General features: G+C 53.8%; 14 protein-coding genes. 11 read left to right on the forward strand and 3 right to left on the reverse strand.

The window, feature by feature from the left end:
* Positions 1-348: 348 nt before the first annotated feature.
* Positions 349-885, forward strand: coding sequence for a DUF2058 domain-containing protein (locus tag GEV47_RS08490; RefSeq protein ID WP_153234340.1), 537 nt, complete (start codon positions 349-351; stop codon positions 883-885).
* Positions 886-1091: 206 nt separating this feature from the next.
* Here GEV47_RS08490 and GEV47_RS08495 read toward each other — a convergent pair whose 3' ends face one another.
* Positions 1092-1688, reverse strand: coding sequence for a 2-hydroxychromene-2-carboxylate isomerase (locus GEV47_RS08495; protein ID WP_153234341.1), 597 nt, complete (start codon positions 1686-1688; stop codon positions 1092-1094).
* Positions 1689-1773: 85 nt separating this feature from the next.
* On the opposite strand from GEV47_RS08495, the gene GEV47_RS08500 reads away from it, so the two are divergent.
* From GEV47_RS08500 to mhpT, 8 genes are all read left to right on the forward strand, one after another.
* The gene (locus tag GEV47_RS08500; protein WP_153234342.1) at positions 1774-2346 is read left to right on the forward strand and encodes a TetR/AcrR family transcriptional regulator; all 573 of its coding nucleotides are present in this window, start codon (positions 1774-1776) and stop codon (positions 2344-2346) included.
* 90 nt (positions 2347-2436) lie between these two features.
* Complete coding sequence (locus GEV47_RS08505; protein ID WP_153234343.1) at positions 2437-3177, forward strand: SDR family oxidoreductase; 741 nt, start codon at positions 2437-2439, stop codon at positions 3175-3177.
* A gap of 159 nt (positions 3178-3336) precedes the next feature.
* On the forward strand, positions 3337-3549 hold the full coding sequence (locus tag GEV47_RS08510; protein ID WP_153234344.1) for a hypothetical protein: 213 nt from the start codon (positions 3337-3339) through the stop codon (positions 3547-3549).
* A 414-nt stretch (positions 3550-3963) separates the two neighbouring features.
* Entirely contained in the window at positions 3964-4434 is a 471-nt protein-coding gene (locus GEV47_RS08515; RefSeq protein WP_153234345.1) for a MarR family winged helix-turn-helix transcriptional regulator, read from the forward strand.
* Positions 4435-4578: 144 nt separating this feature from the next.
* On the forward strand, positions 4579-5409 hold the full coding sequence (locus GEV47_RS08520) for a p-hydroxycinnamoyl CoA hydratase/lyase (RefSeq protein WP_153234346.1): 831 nt from the start codon (positions 4579-4581) through the stop codon (positions 5407-5409).
* A 53-nt stretch (positions 5410-5462) separates the two neighbouring features.
* Positions 5463-6914, forward strand: coding sequence for an aldehyde dehydrogenase (locus tag GEV47_RS08525; protein WP_153234347.1), 1452 nt, complete (start codon positions 5463-5465; stop codon positions 6912-6914).
* Between the two features lie 81 nt (positions 6915-6995).
* Entirely contained in the window at positions 6996-8852 is a 1857-nt protein-coding gene (locus GEV47_RS08530; RefSeq protein ID WP_153234348.1) for a feruloyl-CoA synthase, read from the forward strand.
* A gap of 100 nt (positions 8853-8952) precedes the next feature.
* On the forward strand, positions 8953-10197 hold the full coding sequence (gene mhpT / locus GEV47_RS08535) for a 3-(3-hydroxy-phenyl)propionate transporter MhpT (protein WP_228124639.1): 1245 nt from the start codon (positions 8953-8955) through the stop codon (positions 10195-10197).
* Between the two features lie 190 nt (positions 10198-10387).
* Here mhpT and GEV47_RS08540 read toward each other — a convergent pair whose 3' ends face one another.
* On the reverse strand, positions 10388-11557 hold the full coding sequence (locus tag GEV47_RS08540; RefSeq protein WP_153234350.1) for a 4-hydroxybenzoate 3-monooxygenase: 1170 nt from the start codon (positions 11555-11557) through the stop codon (positions 10388-10390).
* A gap of 126 nt (positions 11558-11683) precedes the next feature.
* Here GEV47_RS08540 and GEV47_RS08545 point away from each other — a divergent pair, with 126 nt between their 5' ends.
* Positions 11684-12598 carry a helix-turn-helix domain-containing protein gene (locus GEV47_RS08545; RefSeq protein WP_153234351.1) on the forward strand — a complete coding sequence of 305 codons (915 nt, stop codon included), beginning with the start codon at positions 11684-11686 and terminating at the stop codon, positions 12596-12598.
* Here the strand turns inward: GEV47_RS08545 and GEV47_RS08550 are convergent.
* On the reverse strand, positions 12595-13368 hold the full coding sequence (locus GEV47_RS08550) for an IclR family transcriptional regulator domain-containing protein (protein WP_153234352.1): 774 nt from the start codon (positions 13366-13368) through the stop codon (positions 12595-12597). The two genes, GEV47_RS08545 and GEV47_RS08550, sit on opposite strands and share 4 nt — an antisense overlap.
* A gap of 142 nt (positions 13369-13510) precedes the next feature.
* Between GEV47_RS08550 and pcaH the strand changes: the two genes are divergently transcribed.
* Positions 13511-14203 (forward strand): protocatechuate 3,4-dioxygenase subunit beta, encoded by a 693-nt coding sequence (gene pcaH, locus GEV47_RS08555; RefSeq protein ID WP_153234353.1) that lies wholly within the window; start codon positions 13511-13513, stop codon positions 14201-14203.
* Positions 14204-14209 lie beyond the last annotated feature (6 nt).

Consider the following 14209-nt stretch of genomic DNA (forward strand, 5'->3'; position numbering starts at 1 on the left):
CCAATGCTGGCTCCTACGTTTCAGAAAGCAATTATTTCAATCCTGATTGGCAGCAAGCCTTCCGGGGCGAAAATTATTCCGGACTATTAGCTATCAAGAATAAATATGAAGCCGATGGCTTGTTGTTTGTGCATCATGGTGTAGGAAGTGAAGAGTTGAGTGCTGATGGCTGCACACGTATATGTCGGCGCTAAGACAGCTAGTCCATGATGAAAATTGCTCTTAATTGAATGCGTCAGCAATGTCAGCGCAATGATGCTGCGGGGGCGACATTTTTGCTATGCTAACGCCTTTCCATAGTCGGCGCCAATGGCTGCGCCGACAGACCCTATATACGGAGCAGCACATATGGCCTCTTTGCAAGAGCAATTTTTGAAAGCCGGTTTAGTTGACAAAAATACAGTCAAACTGGCCAATCAGGATAAGAATAAGCAGAAGAAGGCCGAGCGCCGAGCCGGCACGGTTAGCGTCGATGAAACGCGCCTGGCCGCACTCGAAACGCAGCGCAAGAATGCCGAACGGGCCCGCGAACTCAATGCGCAACGCGATGCGGCCGCCACCCAAAAAGCAATCGCTGCGCAAATTGTTCAGATGGTGCAGAAAAATCGCCAAAGCCTGGGTTCCGGTGACATTGCCTACAATTTCACCCACAACAATAAGATCGAACGGCTGTATGTGTCCGCCGCGGTTCAGGCGCATTTAATCGCTGGGCGCCTGGTGATCATTTGCCAGGGCGACTCCAGAGAATTAGTGCCCCGGATCATCGCCGATAAGATAGCGGAACGCGATGCCTCGCTCGTCGTGCGGGTGAACAAAACCAGCACTGAGATCGATGCGGATGATCCGTATGCCGCCTTCCAAATCCCCGACGATTTGATGTGGTAGTCCCCGCGACAGTCTGCTACCGGAAAATAAACACCTGCACAGAAAATTGCGCATCGCTCGCTTTTTAAGTCTAGACAAAGCGAGTGAATTTCGATTTTGAACAGAGTCAGGCGGACATGCCACCACCTTAGGGATAAGTTTGATCTGCACTTTTTCCGATAGAAGGCAATGACGGAAGGATCGCATCGCACGCCCACTACACTTCGTCAGGTGCTCAGTGCGTCCAGAACGAAGTCGAGACGATCTTGTCCAAAGAACATTTCCTCACCGACGAAGAAAGTCGGTGCGCCAAAAGCGCCGCGCTTGATCGCTTCTTCCGTGTTCGCTTTCAGTTGGTCTTTAACCGCCTGGTTTGTGCTCATGGCAAAGATTTCCTCAGGATTAAAGCCAGCCTTGACTAGCATGTCAGCCACCACTTCAGCTTTGCCGAGGTTCAGTTGATCGATCCACATGCCGCGAAAAATCAAGTCCGTGAAGCCCATAAAACGGTCGGGCTGGTGCATCTGTACCGCCACGATCATGCGCATCAATTGCAGCGTGTCGATGGGAAAGTGCGGGTTGTAATTGAACGGGACCTGATAGCGGCGGGCAAAGCGTTGCAAGTCCGTGATCATATGCATCGCCTTCGCTGGCACCAAAGCCGGCGAGCCGTTGCCTGTCGCTTTGAATACACCGCCCAGCAGTAGCGGCTTGCGGTCGATCTGGGCACCTGTGGCGGCTTGAATGCGAGACATTTGGGTCCAGGCCAGGTAAGTTGTCGGACTGCCGACGTCGAAATAGAACTCCAGAGTTTTGTTGGTCATGGCCTCGCACCCATTGGTAAGTGATCGTTAGGTAAATGACCATTATGCTATCATTAAAATCTCAATGTCAAGCCGACGACTACAGATGCGCTACTCAAAGACTCACAAAGAAGAAACTCGCCGCAAGCTGCTGGATAGCAGTCGCGCACTGGTAAAGCAAGGTGGATTCGACTCGACTGGCGTCGACTCGCTGATGTCCGCTATCGGCCTGACGTCTGGCGCTTTCTATACCCACTTTCCTTCCAAGCAAGCGCTGCTTGAGGCCGTTATCCAGGAGGAAATCGACAATTCCGTTGAGTTGCTCTCCGTGCCGGAAGTCGGCAACATCCAAGACGTGAACCATGCCGTGGCGCTTTACTTGAGCAATGCCCATGCGCAGCACCCCGAGACGGGCTGCGTACTCCCGGCGCTTGGCGCAGAAATCAGCCGTACACCTCCGAAGATTCGATTCATTGTCGAGTCCGGACTCAAGCAACTGCACGGCAACTGGGAGGCTATCATTGGTGACAGCGATGCCGCCTGGTCGGTAATTTCTCAATGTGTGGGCGCCCTGACAATCGCCAGGACGGTCAAGTCTGAGAAGGCTCGCACAGAGATCCTAGAAGCCAATCGGCGCCACATTGGAAGGCTCGTGTCACAGCTTTTGTCACTCAAGTGACGGCTTAAACCAACAACAAATTTCCCTGCTTGACAAGCGAAGACTTTGCGCCACACAATTACATAACGATCATTTACCAATAGGGAATTTATGCCGCAAAATAAATCCGCCAAGAAGGTTGCCTTAGTGATTGGCGCGGGAGACGCAACCGGGGGCGCCATTGCCAAGCGCTTTGCGCGCGAAGGTTATGCAACCTGTGTGACGCGTCGCTCTGCGGACAAGCTGCGGCCTCTGGTTGACGAGATACTCGCCGCGGGAGGAGAAGCCCATGCCTTTGCATCTGACGCACGCAAGGAAGAAGAAGTCGTCGCCCTGATTGAGAACATCGAGTCGACCATTGGACCTATTGAGGTCTTCGTTTTCAACATTGGTGCCAACGTGCCCTGCAGTCTTTTGGAAGAGACAGCCCGTAAGTACTTCAAGATCTGGGAGATGGCGTGCTTCTCTGCCTTCCTGAACGCGAGGGAAGTTGCCAAGCGCATGGTCAAGCGCGAGCACGGAACGATGTTGTTTACGGGGGCCACGGCTGGCATGCGAGGCTCGGCCAATTTTGCTGCGTTCTCCGGTGCCAAGTTTGCCCTCAGATCTCTGGCGCAGAGTTCGGCGCGCGAATTGGGTCCACTGGGAATTCATGTTGCCCACATCGTTGTGGATGGCGCCATTGATTCGGAGTTCATTCGTACAGCCATGCCAGGCAAATACGCTCTCAAAGATCGCGATGGCATCCTCAATCCAGATCATATCGCGGAGAATTACTGGAACCTCCATTGTCAACCTCGCGACGCATGGACCTTCGAACTCGACCTTCGTCCATGGACAGAAACGTGGTAATGAAGGATTCCCCAAAAGTCCGATAAGTTGACTAATCCTAGCGAATTGCAGCACCTGAATTAACCGCTGAACCTATCGGCAACACCGAGCCTGCAACATTGCCTCTGAACGGCAGGGTCGCGGGGTTTACTTCTCAACTGTAAAAAAGGAGTTACTTGCATGCCCTATTCCATCGACTCGAAACTCGGCGAGTTGCTCGACAACGAAGCTACCAAAGCCATCCTCGAAAAATACATGCCAGACATCAATGAACATCCGCAGCTCAGCATGGGCCGAGGCTTCCCGTTGATGGCGGTGATCAAATTCGTTGGTCTAGCGATCCCGAAGGGCCAGCTCGAGATAATCGACGCGGAGCTAAGGACGCTCGGCTGATTCGATACCTTCCACTCTTCATATAGAGATGTCCGCTTTGGACTGAATTCGCCAAACTCGGTCATTCGCAAAATACCAAACTCTCCCCATTGCAGGCATACGTAATTCCAAATTTGATCAGTAATTAATTACACTAATTGGCTGATCAAATTTGGTAAACCTCAACAGCGCTTACTTAACTTTCGTCATTGAGCGGGAATTTGCATAGAAACTGAGCCAGGGCCTTTTGGTAAATTCAATGGCTGCCCTGCGGCCATGCCACCAGAACTCAGTTCAAATGCGCCGTTTACTACACTGCATTGATAATTTTCACACACCTCATTATGGTTCGGTGTCCAGACCGCATCGCCGCTTGCTTTGGTTAAGCAAAGCAGCATGTTAAGATTCGGCAAATTTCGATTCATTTGCCGACTGATGACAAACAAACAGAAGCCAACTCCGACAGATATCACTGGACACAAACGCCACGCGAAGTTGCGCCTTTCTTATGTCGTAGGTAGTCTTGACCGCATCATTCGGCGCAAGTTAGCCGAAGCGCTCACTCCGCTTGGCCTGACCATCGGGCAATTCACAGTCATGTCCGTTCTCGATGCCGGCGGTCAAACATCCAATGCAAAGCTTGCGGAACGTTCCCTGATAACGCCGCAATCGGCCAACGAAGTCATGAGCGCTATGGCCTTACGGGGCTGGGTTACCAGACAGCCTGATCCCAAGCACGGGCGAATTGTTTTGCTCCAGCTGACCGACGAAGGGCGTGAAATCCTTCGTCAATGTGAGCAGGCAGTGCAGGTAATTGAAGAACAGATGCTCAGTGGCATGGCACCAGACGTTGGAAGCTCCGTCCAAAGTTCTCTCGAACTTTTCGTGCGCAACCTGCGCGCCTAAGTCCTTTTCCTTTTTTTGTTTTTTTTGCCCAATCGGAATAATCGCGTTTGACATATCAGGCTACCTGATATAAAGTTGATTTCAAGGTTGGTGAGCGGCAAGAAAAATCACCTGTTTTATTGGATATTCATGAAGGAGTCTGCAATGAGCAATTACGAAGGTCGTTGGAAAACAGTAGAAGTAAAAGTCGAGAATGGCATCGCCTGGGTGATGCTCAATCGTCCCGAGAAACGTAATGCAATGAGCCCTACGCTAAATAGCGAAATGGTTCAGGTACTCGATGCCATTGAACTGGATGATGCAGCCAAGGTGCTGGTGTTATCCGGCAACGGCACTGCCTGGACCGCAGGCATGGATTTGAAAGAATATTTCCGTGAAGTCGATGCCGGCCCTGAAATACTGCAAGAAAAAATTCGTCGGGATGCATCGGAATGGCAGTGGCGTCGCCTGCGGATGTATACAAAACCGACTATCGCGATGGTTAACGGCTGGTGTTTCGGTGGTGGTTTCTCACCTTTGGTTGCTTGCGATCTGGCGATTGCGGCTGACGAAGCTGTGTTTGGTTTGTCAGAAATCAACTGGGGTATCCCACCTGGCAATCTGGTAAGCAAGGCAATGGCCGACACAGTTGGTCATCGGCGTGCGCTGCACTACATCATGACGGGTGACACGTTTACCGGCGTCGAAGCAGCCGATATGGGCCTGGTCAACAAAAGCGTACCACTAGAACAGCTGCGTGCAGAAACAATAGCGTTGGCCGCGAAGCTGACCGAAAAGAATCCCGTCGTATTGCGCACAGCGAAGCACGGATTCAAGCGTGCCCGCGAATTGACCTGGGAACAAGCCGAAGACTATTTGTACGCGAAACTCGATCAGGCACAATTGCGCGATCCGGAGCACGGCCGACAACAGGGCCTCAAACAGTTCCTCGACGACAAGTCAATCAAGCCTGGCCTGCAAGCTTACAAGCGTTGAATTGACGGCACTGCTCTATCACTACTCTCTATAACTATTCAGGAGATCGTCAAATGAACGAAATTACCATGCTAATTGGCGGCAAAAAGGTACAAGCTACCGACGGTCGCACCTTTGAGCGCCGCAATCCGCTGAGCGGCGACGTTGCTACCCGCGCACCAGCCGCGAGCCTTGCTGACGCCGATGCTGCGGTCGAAGCCGCTCATGCGGCGTTTCCGGCATGGGCCGCGTTAGCGCCGACCGAGCGCCGCAAGCGACTGCTTAAAGCCGCCGATCTGATGGATGCGTGCACCGTTGAATTCATTGCTGCTGGCGCTATCGAGACTGGTGCAATGCCGAATTGGATAGGCTTTAACGTCATGTTGGCGGCCAATATGTTGCGCGAGGCGGCCGCCATGACGACCCAGATTGACGGCAGCGTGATTCCGTCTGACATACCGGGAAATCTCGCACTTGCAGTGCGCCAGCCATGCGGCGTCGTGCTCGGTATCGCGCCCTGGAATGCGCCTGTGATCCTTGCTACGCGCGCAGTAGCGATGCCCCTGGCGTGTGGTAATACGGTTGTATTGAAAGCGTCGGAACTGTGTCCTGCCATGCACGCGATGATCGGCTCCGTGCTGCACGAAGCGGGGCTGGGCGATGGCGTGATCAACGTCGTGACCAATGCCCCGGAGGACGCAGCCGCGATTGTCGAAAGACTCATCGCGAACCCTCATGTGCGCCGCGTAAACTTCACAGGTTCCACGCATGTCGGACGCATCATCGCCAAACTTGCTGCGCAACACTTGAAACCGGTGTTGCTGGAGCTGGGCGGTAAAGCAGCGGTTCTGGTACTGCACGACGCAGATCTGGACGCTGCTGTGAATGCAGTGGCATTCGGCGCTTTCTTCAATCAAGGCCAGATTTGCATGTCGACCGAACGCGTGATTGTGGATCGTAAAATTGCCGATGCCTTCGTCGAGAAACTCTCTGTGAAAGCACGTTCACTTGTTGCGGGGAATCCGAGTGACGCAAATAGTGTGCTCGGCGCCATGGTCGACGCCAATGCGGTAACGCGCGTAACGGAACTGATTGCGGACGCGAGCGCCAAGGGTGCGCATTTACCGGTTGGCTGCAAACACGAAGGCGTCATCATGCAGCCTTCCATCATCGACGGCGTCACCCCGGAAATGCGGATCTATCGCGAAGAGTCGTTCGGCCCGGTCGTGACCGTACAGCGCGTGGACAGCGAAGCAGAAGCGGTGCGGATTGCCAACGACAGCGAATACGGGCTTTCATCGGCCATTTTCAGTCGCGACGTCTCGCGTGCGATGACGCTTGCAAAGCAGATTCAATCCGGTATTTGCCACATCAACGGCCCGACCGTCCATGACGAAGCGCAAATGCCATTTGGCGGCGTAAAAAACAGCGGTTATGGGCGTTTCGGCAGCAAGGCGTCGATAGGCGAATTCACCGAACTACGCTGGATCACCATCCAGAACGAAGAACGGCATTATCCGGTGTAGACCTGGATGCAGTTATAACCACAGGCCACAACGCCGTCATTTAGAAAGGCGGGCCGCAGTAGAAAAGCAGGAGACAAGAACATGACTAGTGCTGAAGCTGGCATAGGTGCGCGCTATAGAGATGTGGCAGTAACTACGGCAACGCCGGAAATCGTAAAAAAAGGCAGCGCCTGGTATCTGCGCTCGACAGAAGCGTTGCAAGCCTTCCCGCTGCGTTTGACCGACCGCCTGGTCAGTGGTGCGCAAGCTCACCCGGACCGAATTCTGGTCGCACGCCGAGACGAACACGGTGCGTGGATCAAGATCACCTATGCAGACATGTTGCGTCGCGCGCGGGCTATCGGCCAGGCGCTTCTGGATCTTGGCTTATCGCCTGAACGGCCACTTGCCATTTTGTCCGGCAATAGCCTGGAACATTTACAACTAAGCTTCGGTGCGATGTTGGCGGGCATTCCTTTTGCACCGCTTTCGCCGGCCTACTCTCTCATTTCCAGTGATTTCGGCAAGCTCCGTCATATGATGGAACGGCTGCGTCCTGGATTGGTGTATGCCGATGATTTTGATACGTATTCTCGTGCCATCGAAGCCACCGTTCCGATTGATGCAAAACTGGTGACGAATCAAACGAGCCACCGTTCTATGTCGTTCAATGCCCTGTTGGCGCATACGCCAACCAATATCGACGCAGTGTCGGCAAAGATCGACGCCGACACGATAGTAAAAATACTCTTTACTTCCGGTTCGACAAAACTGCCTAAGGCGGTACCGACGACCCATCGCATGTTGTGCAGCAACCAGCAGATGCTCTTGCAAACGTTTCCTGAATTTGCAAAGGAGCCGCCAGTACTGGTTGATTGGTTGCCGTGGAATCACACCTATGGTGGAAGTCATAACGTCGGCATTGCTTTGTACAACGGCGGCACACTCTATATCGACGATGGCAAGCCGGTCGGCGGCAAGTTCGAGGAAACATTACGCAATCTGCGTGAAATTTCGCCTACCGCATACTTTAACGTCCCAAAGGGTTGGGAGGAGCTGGCGATTGCATTGGAAACCGATGAGGTATTGCGACAGCGTTTCTTTGCCCGCGTGAAGCTATATTTTTTCGGCGGCGCAGGATTATCACAAGCGGCGTGGAACCGATTGGAGCGAGTCACAGAACGATATTGTGGCGAGCGCATCCGCATCATGTCCGGCCTCGGCATGACAGAAACGTCGCCGTCCTGCCTGTTTACTACCGGTTCGATCGCTCGTGCCGGTTATATCGGACTGCCTGCTCCTGGCTGTGAGACTAAGTTGGCGCCAGTTGATGGGAAATTCGAAGTGCGTTTTCGCGGCCCCAACGTCATGGCCGGCTATTGGCGCCACGACACAATCGGCGAACAAGTTTTCGATGAAGAAGGATTTTATTGCTCCGGGGATGCCGCCACTTTCGTCGACCCGGAACGACCCGAGATCGGACTGCAGTTCGACGGACGTATCACGGAAGATTTCAAACTGAGTTCTGGCACGTTCGTCAGTGTGGGGCCGTTGCGCGCTCGCGCGGTATCTGAAGGTGCACCTTACGTTCAAGACGTGGTGGTAACCGGCATTAATCGTGGTGAAGTCGGTTTGCTGATATTTCCGCGTATCGACGATTGCCGCCGATACGCACAACTCCCGCCTGGCACTGAGGTGAAAAATATATTGACCGCAGAACCGCTGAGGGCATTTTTTTCTGACTTCCTGACACGCGTAAATCTGCAAGCTACGGGCGGAGCGACGTTTGTTGCTCGTCTGTTGCTGCTCGAAACTCCACCGTCATTAGATCTCGGTGAAATCACCGACAAAGGATCTATTAATCAACGTGCAGTGCAGCAGCATCGGGAAGCACTGATCGAGGCGATGTACGCCCCTGATTCAGATCATCCACATGTAATCGCGAAGTGCAGTAAGTAGTCGATGGAGGAACTAAGTTAGCCGTGCAGTACGCAATTGCAAGTCTAAGTTGTATCAAAAAAACCAACACATATACTAATAATTGATGGGGACAACGAATATGAAATCACTTGGCGCTGAGCTGTCAGAAAGTAAGGTATCTGACGGGCCTGCTTTCAAATCCAGTACGATTACTACATTGGGATTGTGTTTTGCCGTCGCCTTGCTCGAGGGACTTGATTTGCAATCGGTTGGCGTTGCTGCTCCGCGCATGGCACGCGAATTTGGTTTGTCGGTTAGCCAAATGGGACTGGTATTCAGCGCCGGAACATTCGGTTTATTACCCGGCGCCATGTTCGGAGGACGGCTGGCAGATCGCATCGGGCGCAAACGCGTGCTGGTGATTTCGGCTTGTCTCTTCGGTTTGCTTTCAATTGCTACCGCACTTGTCAGTGATCTTCACACGCTCGTGATTGTACGTATATTAACTGGCATCGGCCTGGGCGGTGCGTTACCTAATCTGATTGCATTATCGTCGGAAGCGGTGTCGCCGAGATTACGCAGTACTGCCGTGAGTGTCATGTATTGCGGCGTCCCGTTTGGCGGCGTGATTGCAGCGGCTGTTGGCGTATTGTTTGCAGGTGATGCCGACTGGCGACATATTTTCTATGTTGGCGGGGTCGGTCCGCTTGTATTAGTGCCACTAATATTGATGTTTCTACCGGAGTCGACAGCATTTGTGCGCGCCTCAGGTAACGGCAACGTAAAACCTGCCCCGGTGAAGAAGGTACTCTTCGGCGAAACGCGCAGCCTGTCTACATTGCAAATCTGGATCAGTTATTTTTGCACGCTGATCGTTCTCTATTTTCTGCTCAACTGGCTGCCCTCGTTAATGGCTGCACGCGGACTTAGCCGACCTGAAGTCGGTTACGTACAGATATTTTTCAACATAGGCGCCGGGCTAGGCGTACTGTTTATCGGTGCGCTAATGGATCGCATACGTGCAGGTGCAGTCGTAACGGGCATGTACGTTGGCATCATCGCGTCGCTTGCAGCCTTGTCCATGGCACCGGATTTCACTGCTCTTGTTGCATCTGCATTCTTTGCTGGCATGTTTGTAACTGGTGCGCAATCCGTTCTGTACGCACTGGCAGCCGCGTTCTATCCAACAGCGATGCGTGGCACTGGCGTAGGAGCGGCTGTTGCGTTTGGTCGCCTCGGTTCGGTGGTCGGACCGTTGGCTGCCGGTCAATTGCTGGCAATGGGAAGCAGTTCAGCAATCGTCATTGGCGCAAGCATTCCGGTCACGTTGGTTGCCGCAGCTGCCGCCCTGTTGCTGATCGGACGGCCACGCGCAAACGATTAATGCACTTGTTATCCCTCAAGAGATGCGCAGTGAAACACACATTGCAATTTTCCTTGAGGGTTATCAGTTGTCAATTACCGGCCGCTAGTAACTACGAAACACGAGATCTAACGACTATCAGTTAGACACAGTCATTATTATGACAATCCTCCAATGAGTTTAATGAATAATTAAATGCTCTATTGCCGCCTCAGAATGCCCCAACGTAGTTCTCTGCCAACGATGTAGCCAAAGCGCGTGAGCTCACAATGTTCTCCAATTCAGCGCGTTGCATCTCGCGTTCAAACGGCGTGGCGTCGGCGAAGGTGTGCAGCAGACGCGTCATCGTCCACGAGAAATATTCCGCGCGCCAGATGCGCTTCAATGCATCCGCCGTATAACTGTTCAGAAGTTCTTCTCCGCCCTTGCGATAGAACTGCTCCAACCCGCGTGCCAGTAACCAGACATCTGACACGGCAAGGTTCATGCCCTTGGCCCCTGTCGGCGGCACGATGTGCGCAGCGTCGCCCGCCAGGAACAAGCGACCGGCTTGCATAGGCGTAGAAACGAAACTACGCATGCCAATGATATTTTTCTGGAAGATGCGGCCTTCCTTGAGTTTCCAGCCATCGCGATTTTCCAGTCGTGCGTGCAACTCGGTCCAGATGCGGTCATCGGACCAGTTGTCGGTACGGTCGCTGGGATCGCACTGGAAGTACAGCCGCTGCACCGTCGGCGAGCGCGTGCTGACTAACGCAAAACCTCTCTCATGCTGCGCGTAGATCAGCTCGTCGGATGACGGTACCGATTCCACCAAAATGCCGAACCAGCCGAACGGGTAGATGCGTTGGAAATCCTTGCGCAGATTCTGCTCTGGCATCGCCGGACGCGCCACGCCGTGGTAGCCGTCGCAACCGATAACGAAGTCCGCTTCCAGACTGCATGCCTCACCGCCGTGGCGGAAAATCACGGATGGCCGCGACGTTTCGACACCGTGCAGTTCGACATCACTTACTTCAAACAGCAACTGACCCTGCGCCGCCAGCCGTGCCGCCACCAGATCCTTGATCACTTCGTGCTGGGGATAGACGGTAATGGCTTTGCCGGTCAGCTCAGTCAGGTCGATGCGGTGACGAGCACCGTCGAAGGCCAGTTCTATGCCGTGATGCAGGGCACCCAGGCTACGCATACGCTCGCCTACGCCGGTCTCGTTCAAGAGATCCATCGTGCCCTGCTCCAGTACGCCTGCGCGGATGGTGGATTCGATATCGGCGCGCGAACGCGATTCAAGGACGACGGATTCTATTCCTTGAAGATGCAACAGGTGGGATAACAGCAGGCCGGCCGGGCCGGCACCAATGATGGCTATTTGGGTACGCATGGCGTGTCTCCGATGTGGTTTAGTTATGACTGCATCGTAGCCGCGCCGCACATCAAAAAACATGGATGAAGCAGCATAAAACTTGTACTATTTTGACACACCGTATGTTTTAGCTACTTTCACTACATGCCCGATATATCCAAACTCGCTTCCGCCGACATTCCTCAGTTTGCTCTGTACGGCGAACAAACACGGGCGGAAAACGCCGAATTCGTGCATATCGAGCTGATCGAAACACGTAGCCGTCTGTACAATTGGCATATCGCCAACCACACCCATCCTGGCTTGTTTCAGGTACTTTTTTTATTCGGTGGTCAGGTTCGTGCGAACGTCAATAATGTGGTGTGGGAATGCAATGGACCAGTTGCCATCACCGTCCATCCATCGGTGGCACACAGCTTTGATTTTTCGCAGGAAGCACAAGGTTATGTACTGACGGTGGATCAAAATGTGATCTTCGCCGTGGCGGGGAGCCACGCTGACCTCTATTCCTCATTGTTCGTACAACCGCTTGCAATCGCGCTGGCCGAACTGCCGGAAGTACACAGTCGGTTAGAGTCGCTACTGAAAAACTTGTTGGCGGAAGCCTCTTGGCCACAATACGGTCATACACTCATGCTGGAATGGCTGGCGCGTAGCGCCCTTCTGTTGCTGGTGCGCGTGCATGCGGAACATCGGTTGGCCGATCAGTCTGGCCGCAACGACTTTGAACTTTTCAGCCGCTTTCGCGCCGAGGTAGAACGGCATTTCAAGGATCAATGGCAGGTCAGCCAGTACGCCGATGTGCTACGCGTCACACCGACGCGACTGAATCGGCTTTGCCTCAAGCTGTCCGGCAAGTCGGCCTTTGACATCACGCAAGACCGGTTGATGCTGGAAGCCTGCCGCAAACTGACCTATGTCCCGACCAGCATCGCCAGCATCGCTTATGAACTCGGATTTCAGGACCCTGCTTATTTCAGCCGGCTATTCAAAAAACGTATGGGCGTCACGCCCAAGGAATTCCGTCGTCATCCGGCCGAAGCGACAGCAGAAGATTAGAGCAAGGCGTTCAGTTCAACCTGAATCTTGATCATCGCTGGCAGACAACGCTCTACCATTTGATCGATAGGCATGCGACCGGCGTGCACACTGATGTTCATCGCTGCCACTACTTCACCACGGAAGTTCTTCAACGGAACTGCAATAGTGCACAAACCAAGCTCCAACTCCTGATCCACCAACGCATAACCGCGCACACCGGCACGCGCGATGTCTAGCGCCAGGCGTTCCTTGTTGACGATGGTGTGCTCTGTGATTTGCTCTGGCCGTGCACGCTCCAGGAAAGCCTCGATCTGCTCCGGCGGCAGGCTGGCCAGCAGCATGCGGCCGTTGGCGGTGCAGTATGCCGGCACCCGCGTGCCCGGCTGCAGCGTGGCTGACACCAGTTGTCCGGCACTGACTGCCGCCACGCACACCAGCTGGTCGTGATCGAGTACGCCGACCGATGCGGCCTCGCCTAACGCATATGCGAGGCGGTACAGCAGCGGCTGTACTATTCGCGGCAGTCGCGCCGAATGCAAATAGGATTGCCCTAACCGCAATACCATCGGCGTCAACGAAAACAATTTATTCTCGTGCCGCATATAACCAAGGTGAGTTAGCGTAATCAGGTAACGTCGCGCCGCTGCGCGCGTCAGACCAGTACGTTCGGCCACCTCCGCGATGCTCAGACGGCTGCGTTCCTGGTCGAAGGCTTCGATCACTTGCAGGCCTTTTTCCAGTCCGGCGATCAGGTCGCGCTTCGCAGGCAGGTCGATTTCTGTATTCATGGTGAAAAAACGTCGATTTGGGCGCTATTCGCACATATTGTGCGTATAGCGAATATTACACGCCTTTCCTCCCTTGTGATGAGGCAATTGCTTGCATACCATCGTCTTCATCCCTGCCGCCTAACATACAAGGAGTCATGCTTTGAAATTTGATGCTATCGAGCCCGGCGTTTATCCGGAACTGATCTATCCACCCTACAAATCGACCGCCAAGCGCGGCCCTGTTCAACCGTCGCTGCGCATCGCCGCAGGCTTGCCGGTAGAACAAAACATTGCGCCATCGTCACGTATCATCTTGCCTCACGATATGGATCTGACGGCACAAGGCGATGCTGAACCGCTGGGCGAGAAAATCGTCGTCACCGGCCGCGTGATGGATGAAGACGGCAAACCCGTGCGCAACTCCCTGTTAGAAGTCTGGCAGTGCAACTCTGCAGGCCGCTACCGCCACAAACGCGACCAGCATGACGCGCCGCTCGATCCAAACTTCCACGGCTGGGGCAAGATGATGACCGATGATGACGGTCGTTACCGCTTCGTCACCATCAAACCCGGCCCTTATCCGTGGGGCAATCACGACAAAGCGTGGCGTCCGGCGCACATCCATTTTTCCATGTTCGGAAACGTGTATGCGCAACGTCTGGTAACGCAGATGTACTTCCCTAACGACCCGCTGTTCGAATACGACCCTATCTTCCAGAGCATTCCAGACCTGGCCGCACGCCAGCGCCTGATCTCGCGCTACAGTCTGGAACACACCGTTGGTGCCGAAATGCTGGGCTATGAATTCGACATCGTTCTGCGCGGCCGCGATGCCACGCCGATGGAAAAATAAGGAGAG

The organism is Glaciimonas soli, from assembly GCF_009497155.1.
GTDB lineage: Bacteria > Pseudomonadota > Gammaproteobacteria > Burkholderiales > Burkholderiaceae_D > Glaciimonas > Glaciimonas soli.

Bases quoted from the DNA above. Each gene is read 5' to 3' on its own strand.
- GEV47_RS08550 (WP_153234352.1), bottom strand. From the start codon at position 13,368: ATGAATACAGAAATCGACCTGCCTGCGAAGCGCGACCTGATCGCCGGA.
- GEV47_RS08510 (WP_153234344.1), top strand. From the start codon at position 3,337: ATGCCCTATTCCATCGACTCGAAACTCGGCGAGTTGCTCGACAACGAA.
- GEV47_RS08505 (WP_153234343.1), top strand. From the start codon at position 2,437: ATGCCGCAAAATAAATCCGCCAAGAAGGTTGCCTTAGTGATTGGCGCG.
- GEV47_RS08530 (WP_153234348.1), top strand. From the start codon at position 6,996: ATGACTAGTGCTGAAGCTGGCATAGGTGCGCGCTATAGAGATGTGGCA.
- GEV47_RS08520 (WP_153234346.1), top strand. From the start codon at position 4,579: ATGAGCAATTACGAAGGTCGTTGGAAAACAGTAGAAGTAAAAGTCGAG.
- GEV47_RS08515 (WP_153234345.1), top strand. From the start codon at position 3,964: ATGACAAACAAACAGAAGCCAACTCCGACAGATATCACTGGACACAAA.
- GEV47_RS08525 (WP_153234347.1), top strand. From the start codon at position 5,463: ATGAACGAAATTACCATGCTAATTGGCGGCAAAAAGGTACAAGCTACC.
- GEV47_RS08495 (WP_153234341.1), bottom strand. From the start codon at position 1,688: ATGACCAACAAAACTCTGGAGTTCTATTTCGACGTCGGCAGTCCGACA.
- GEV47_RS08500 (WP_153234342.1), top strand. From the start codon at position 1,774: ATGCGCTACTCAAAGACTCACAAAGAAGAAACTCGCCGCAAGCTGCTG.
- GEV47_RS08540 (WP_153234350.1), bottom strand. From the start codon at position 11,557: ATGCGTACCCAAATAGCCATCATTGGTGCCGGCCCGGCCGGCCTGCTG.
- GEV47_RS08490 (WP_153234340.1), top strand. From the start codon at position 349: ATGGCCTCTTTGCAAGAGCAATTTTTGAAAGCCGGTTTAGTTGACAAA.
- mhpT (WP_228124639.1), top strand. From the start codon at position 8,953: ATGAAATCACTTGGCGCTGAGCTGTCAGAAAGTAAGGTATCTGACGGG.
- GEV47_RS08545 (WP_153234351.1), top strand. From the start codon at position 11,684: ATGCCCGATATATCCAAACTCGCTTCCGCCGACATTCCTCAGTTTGCT.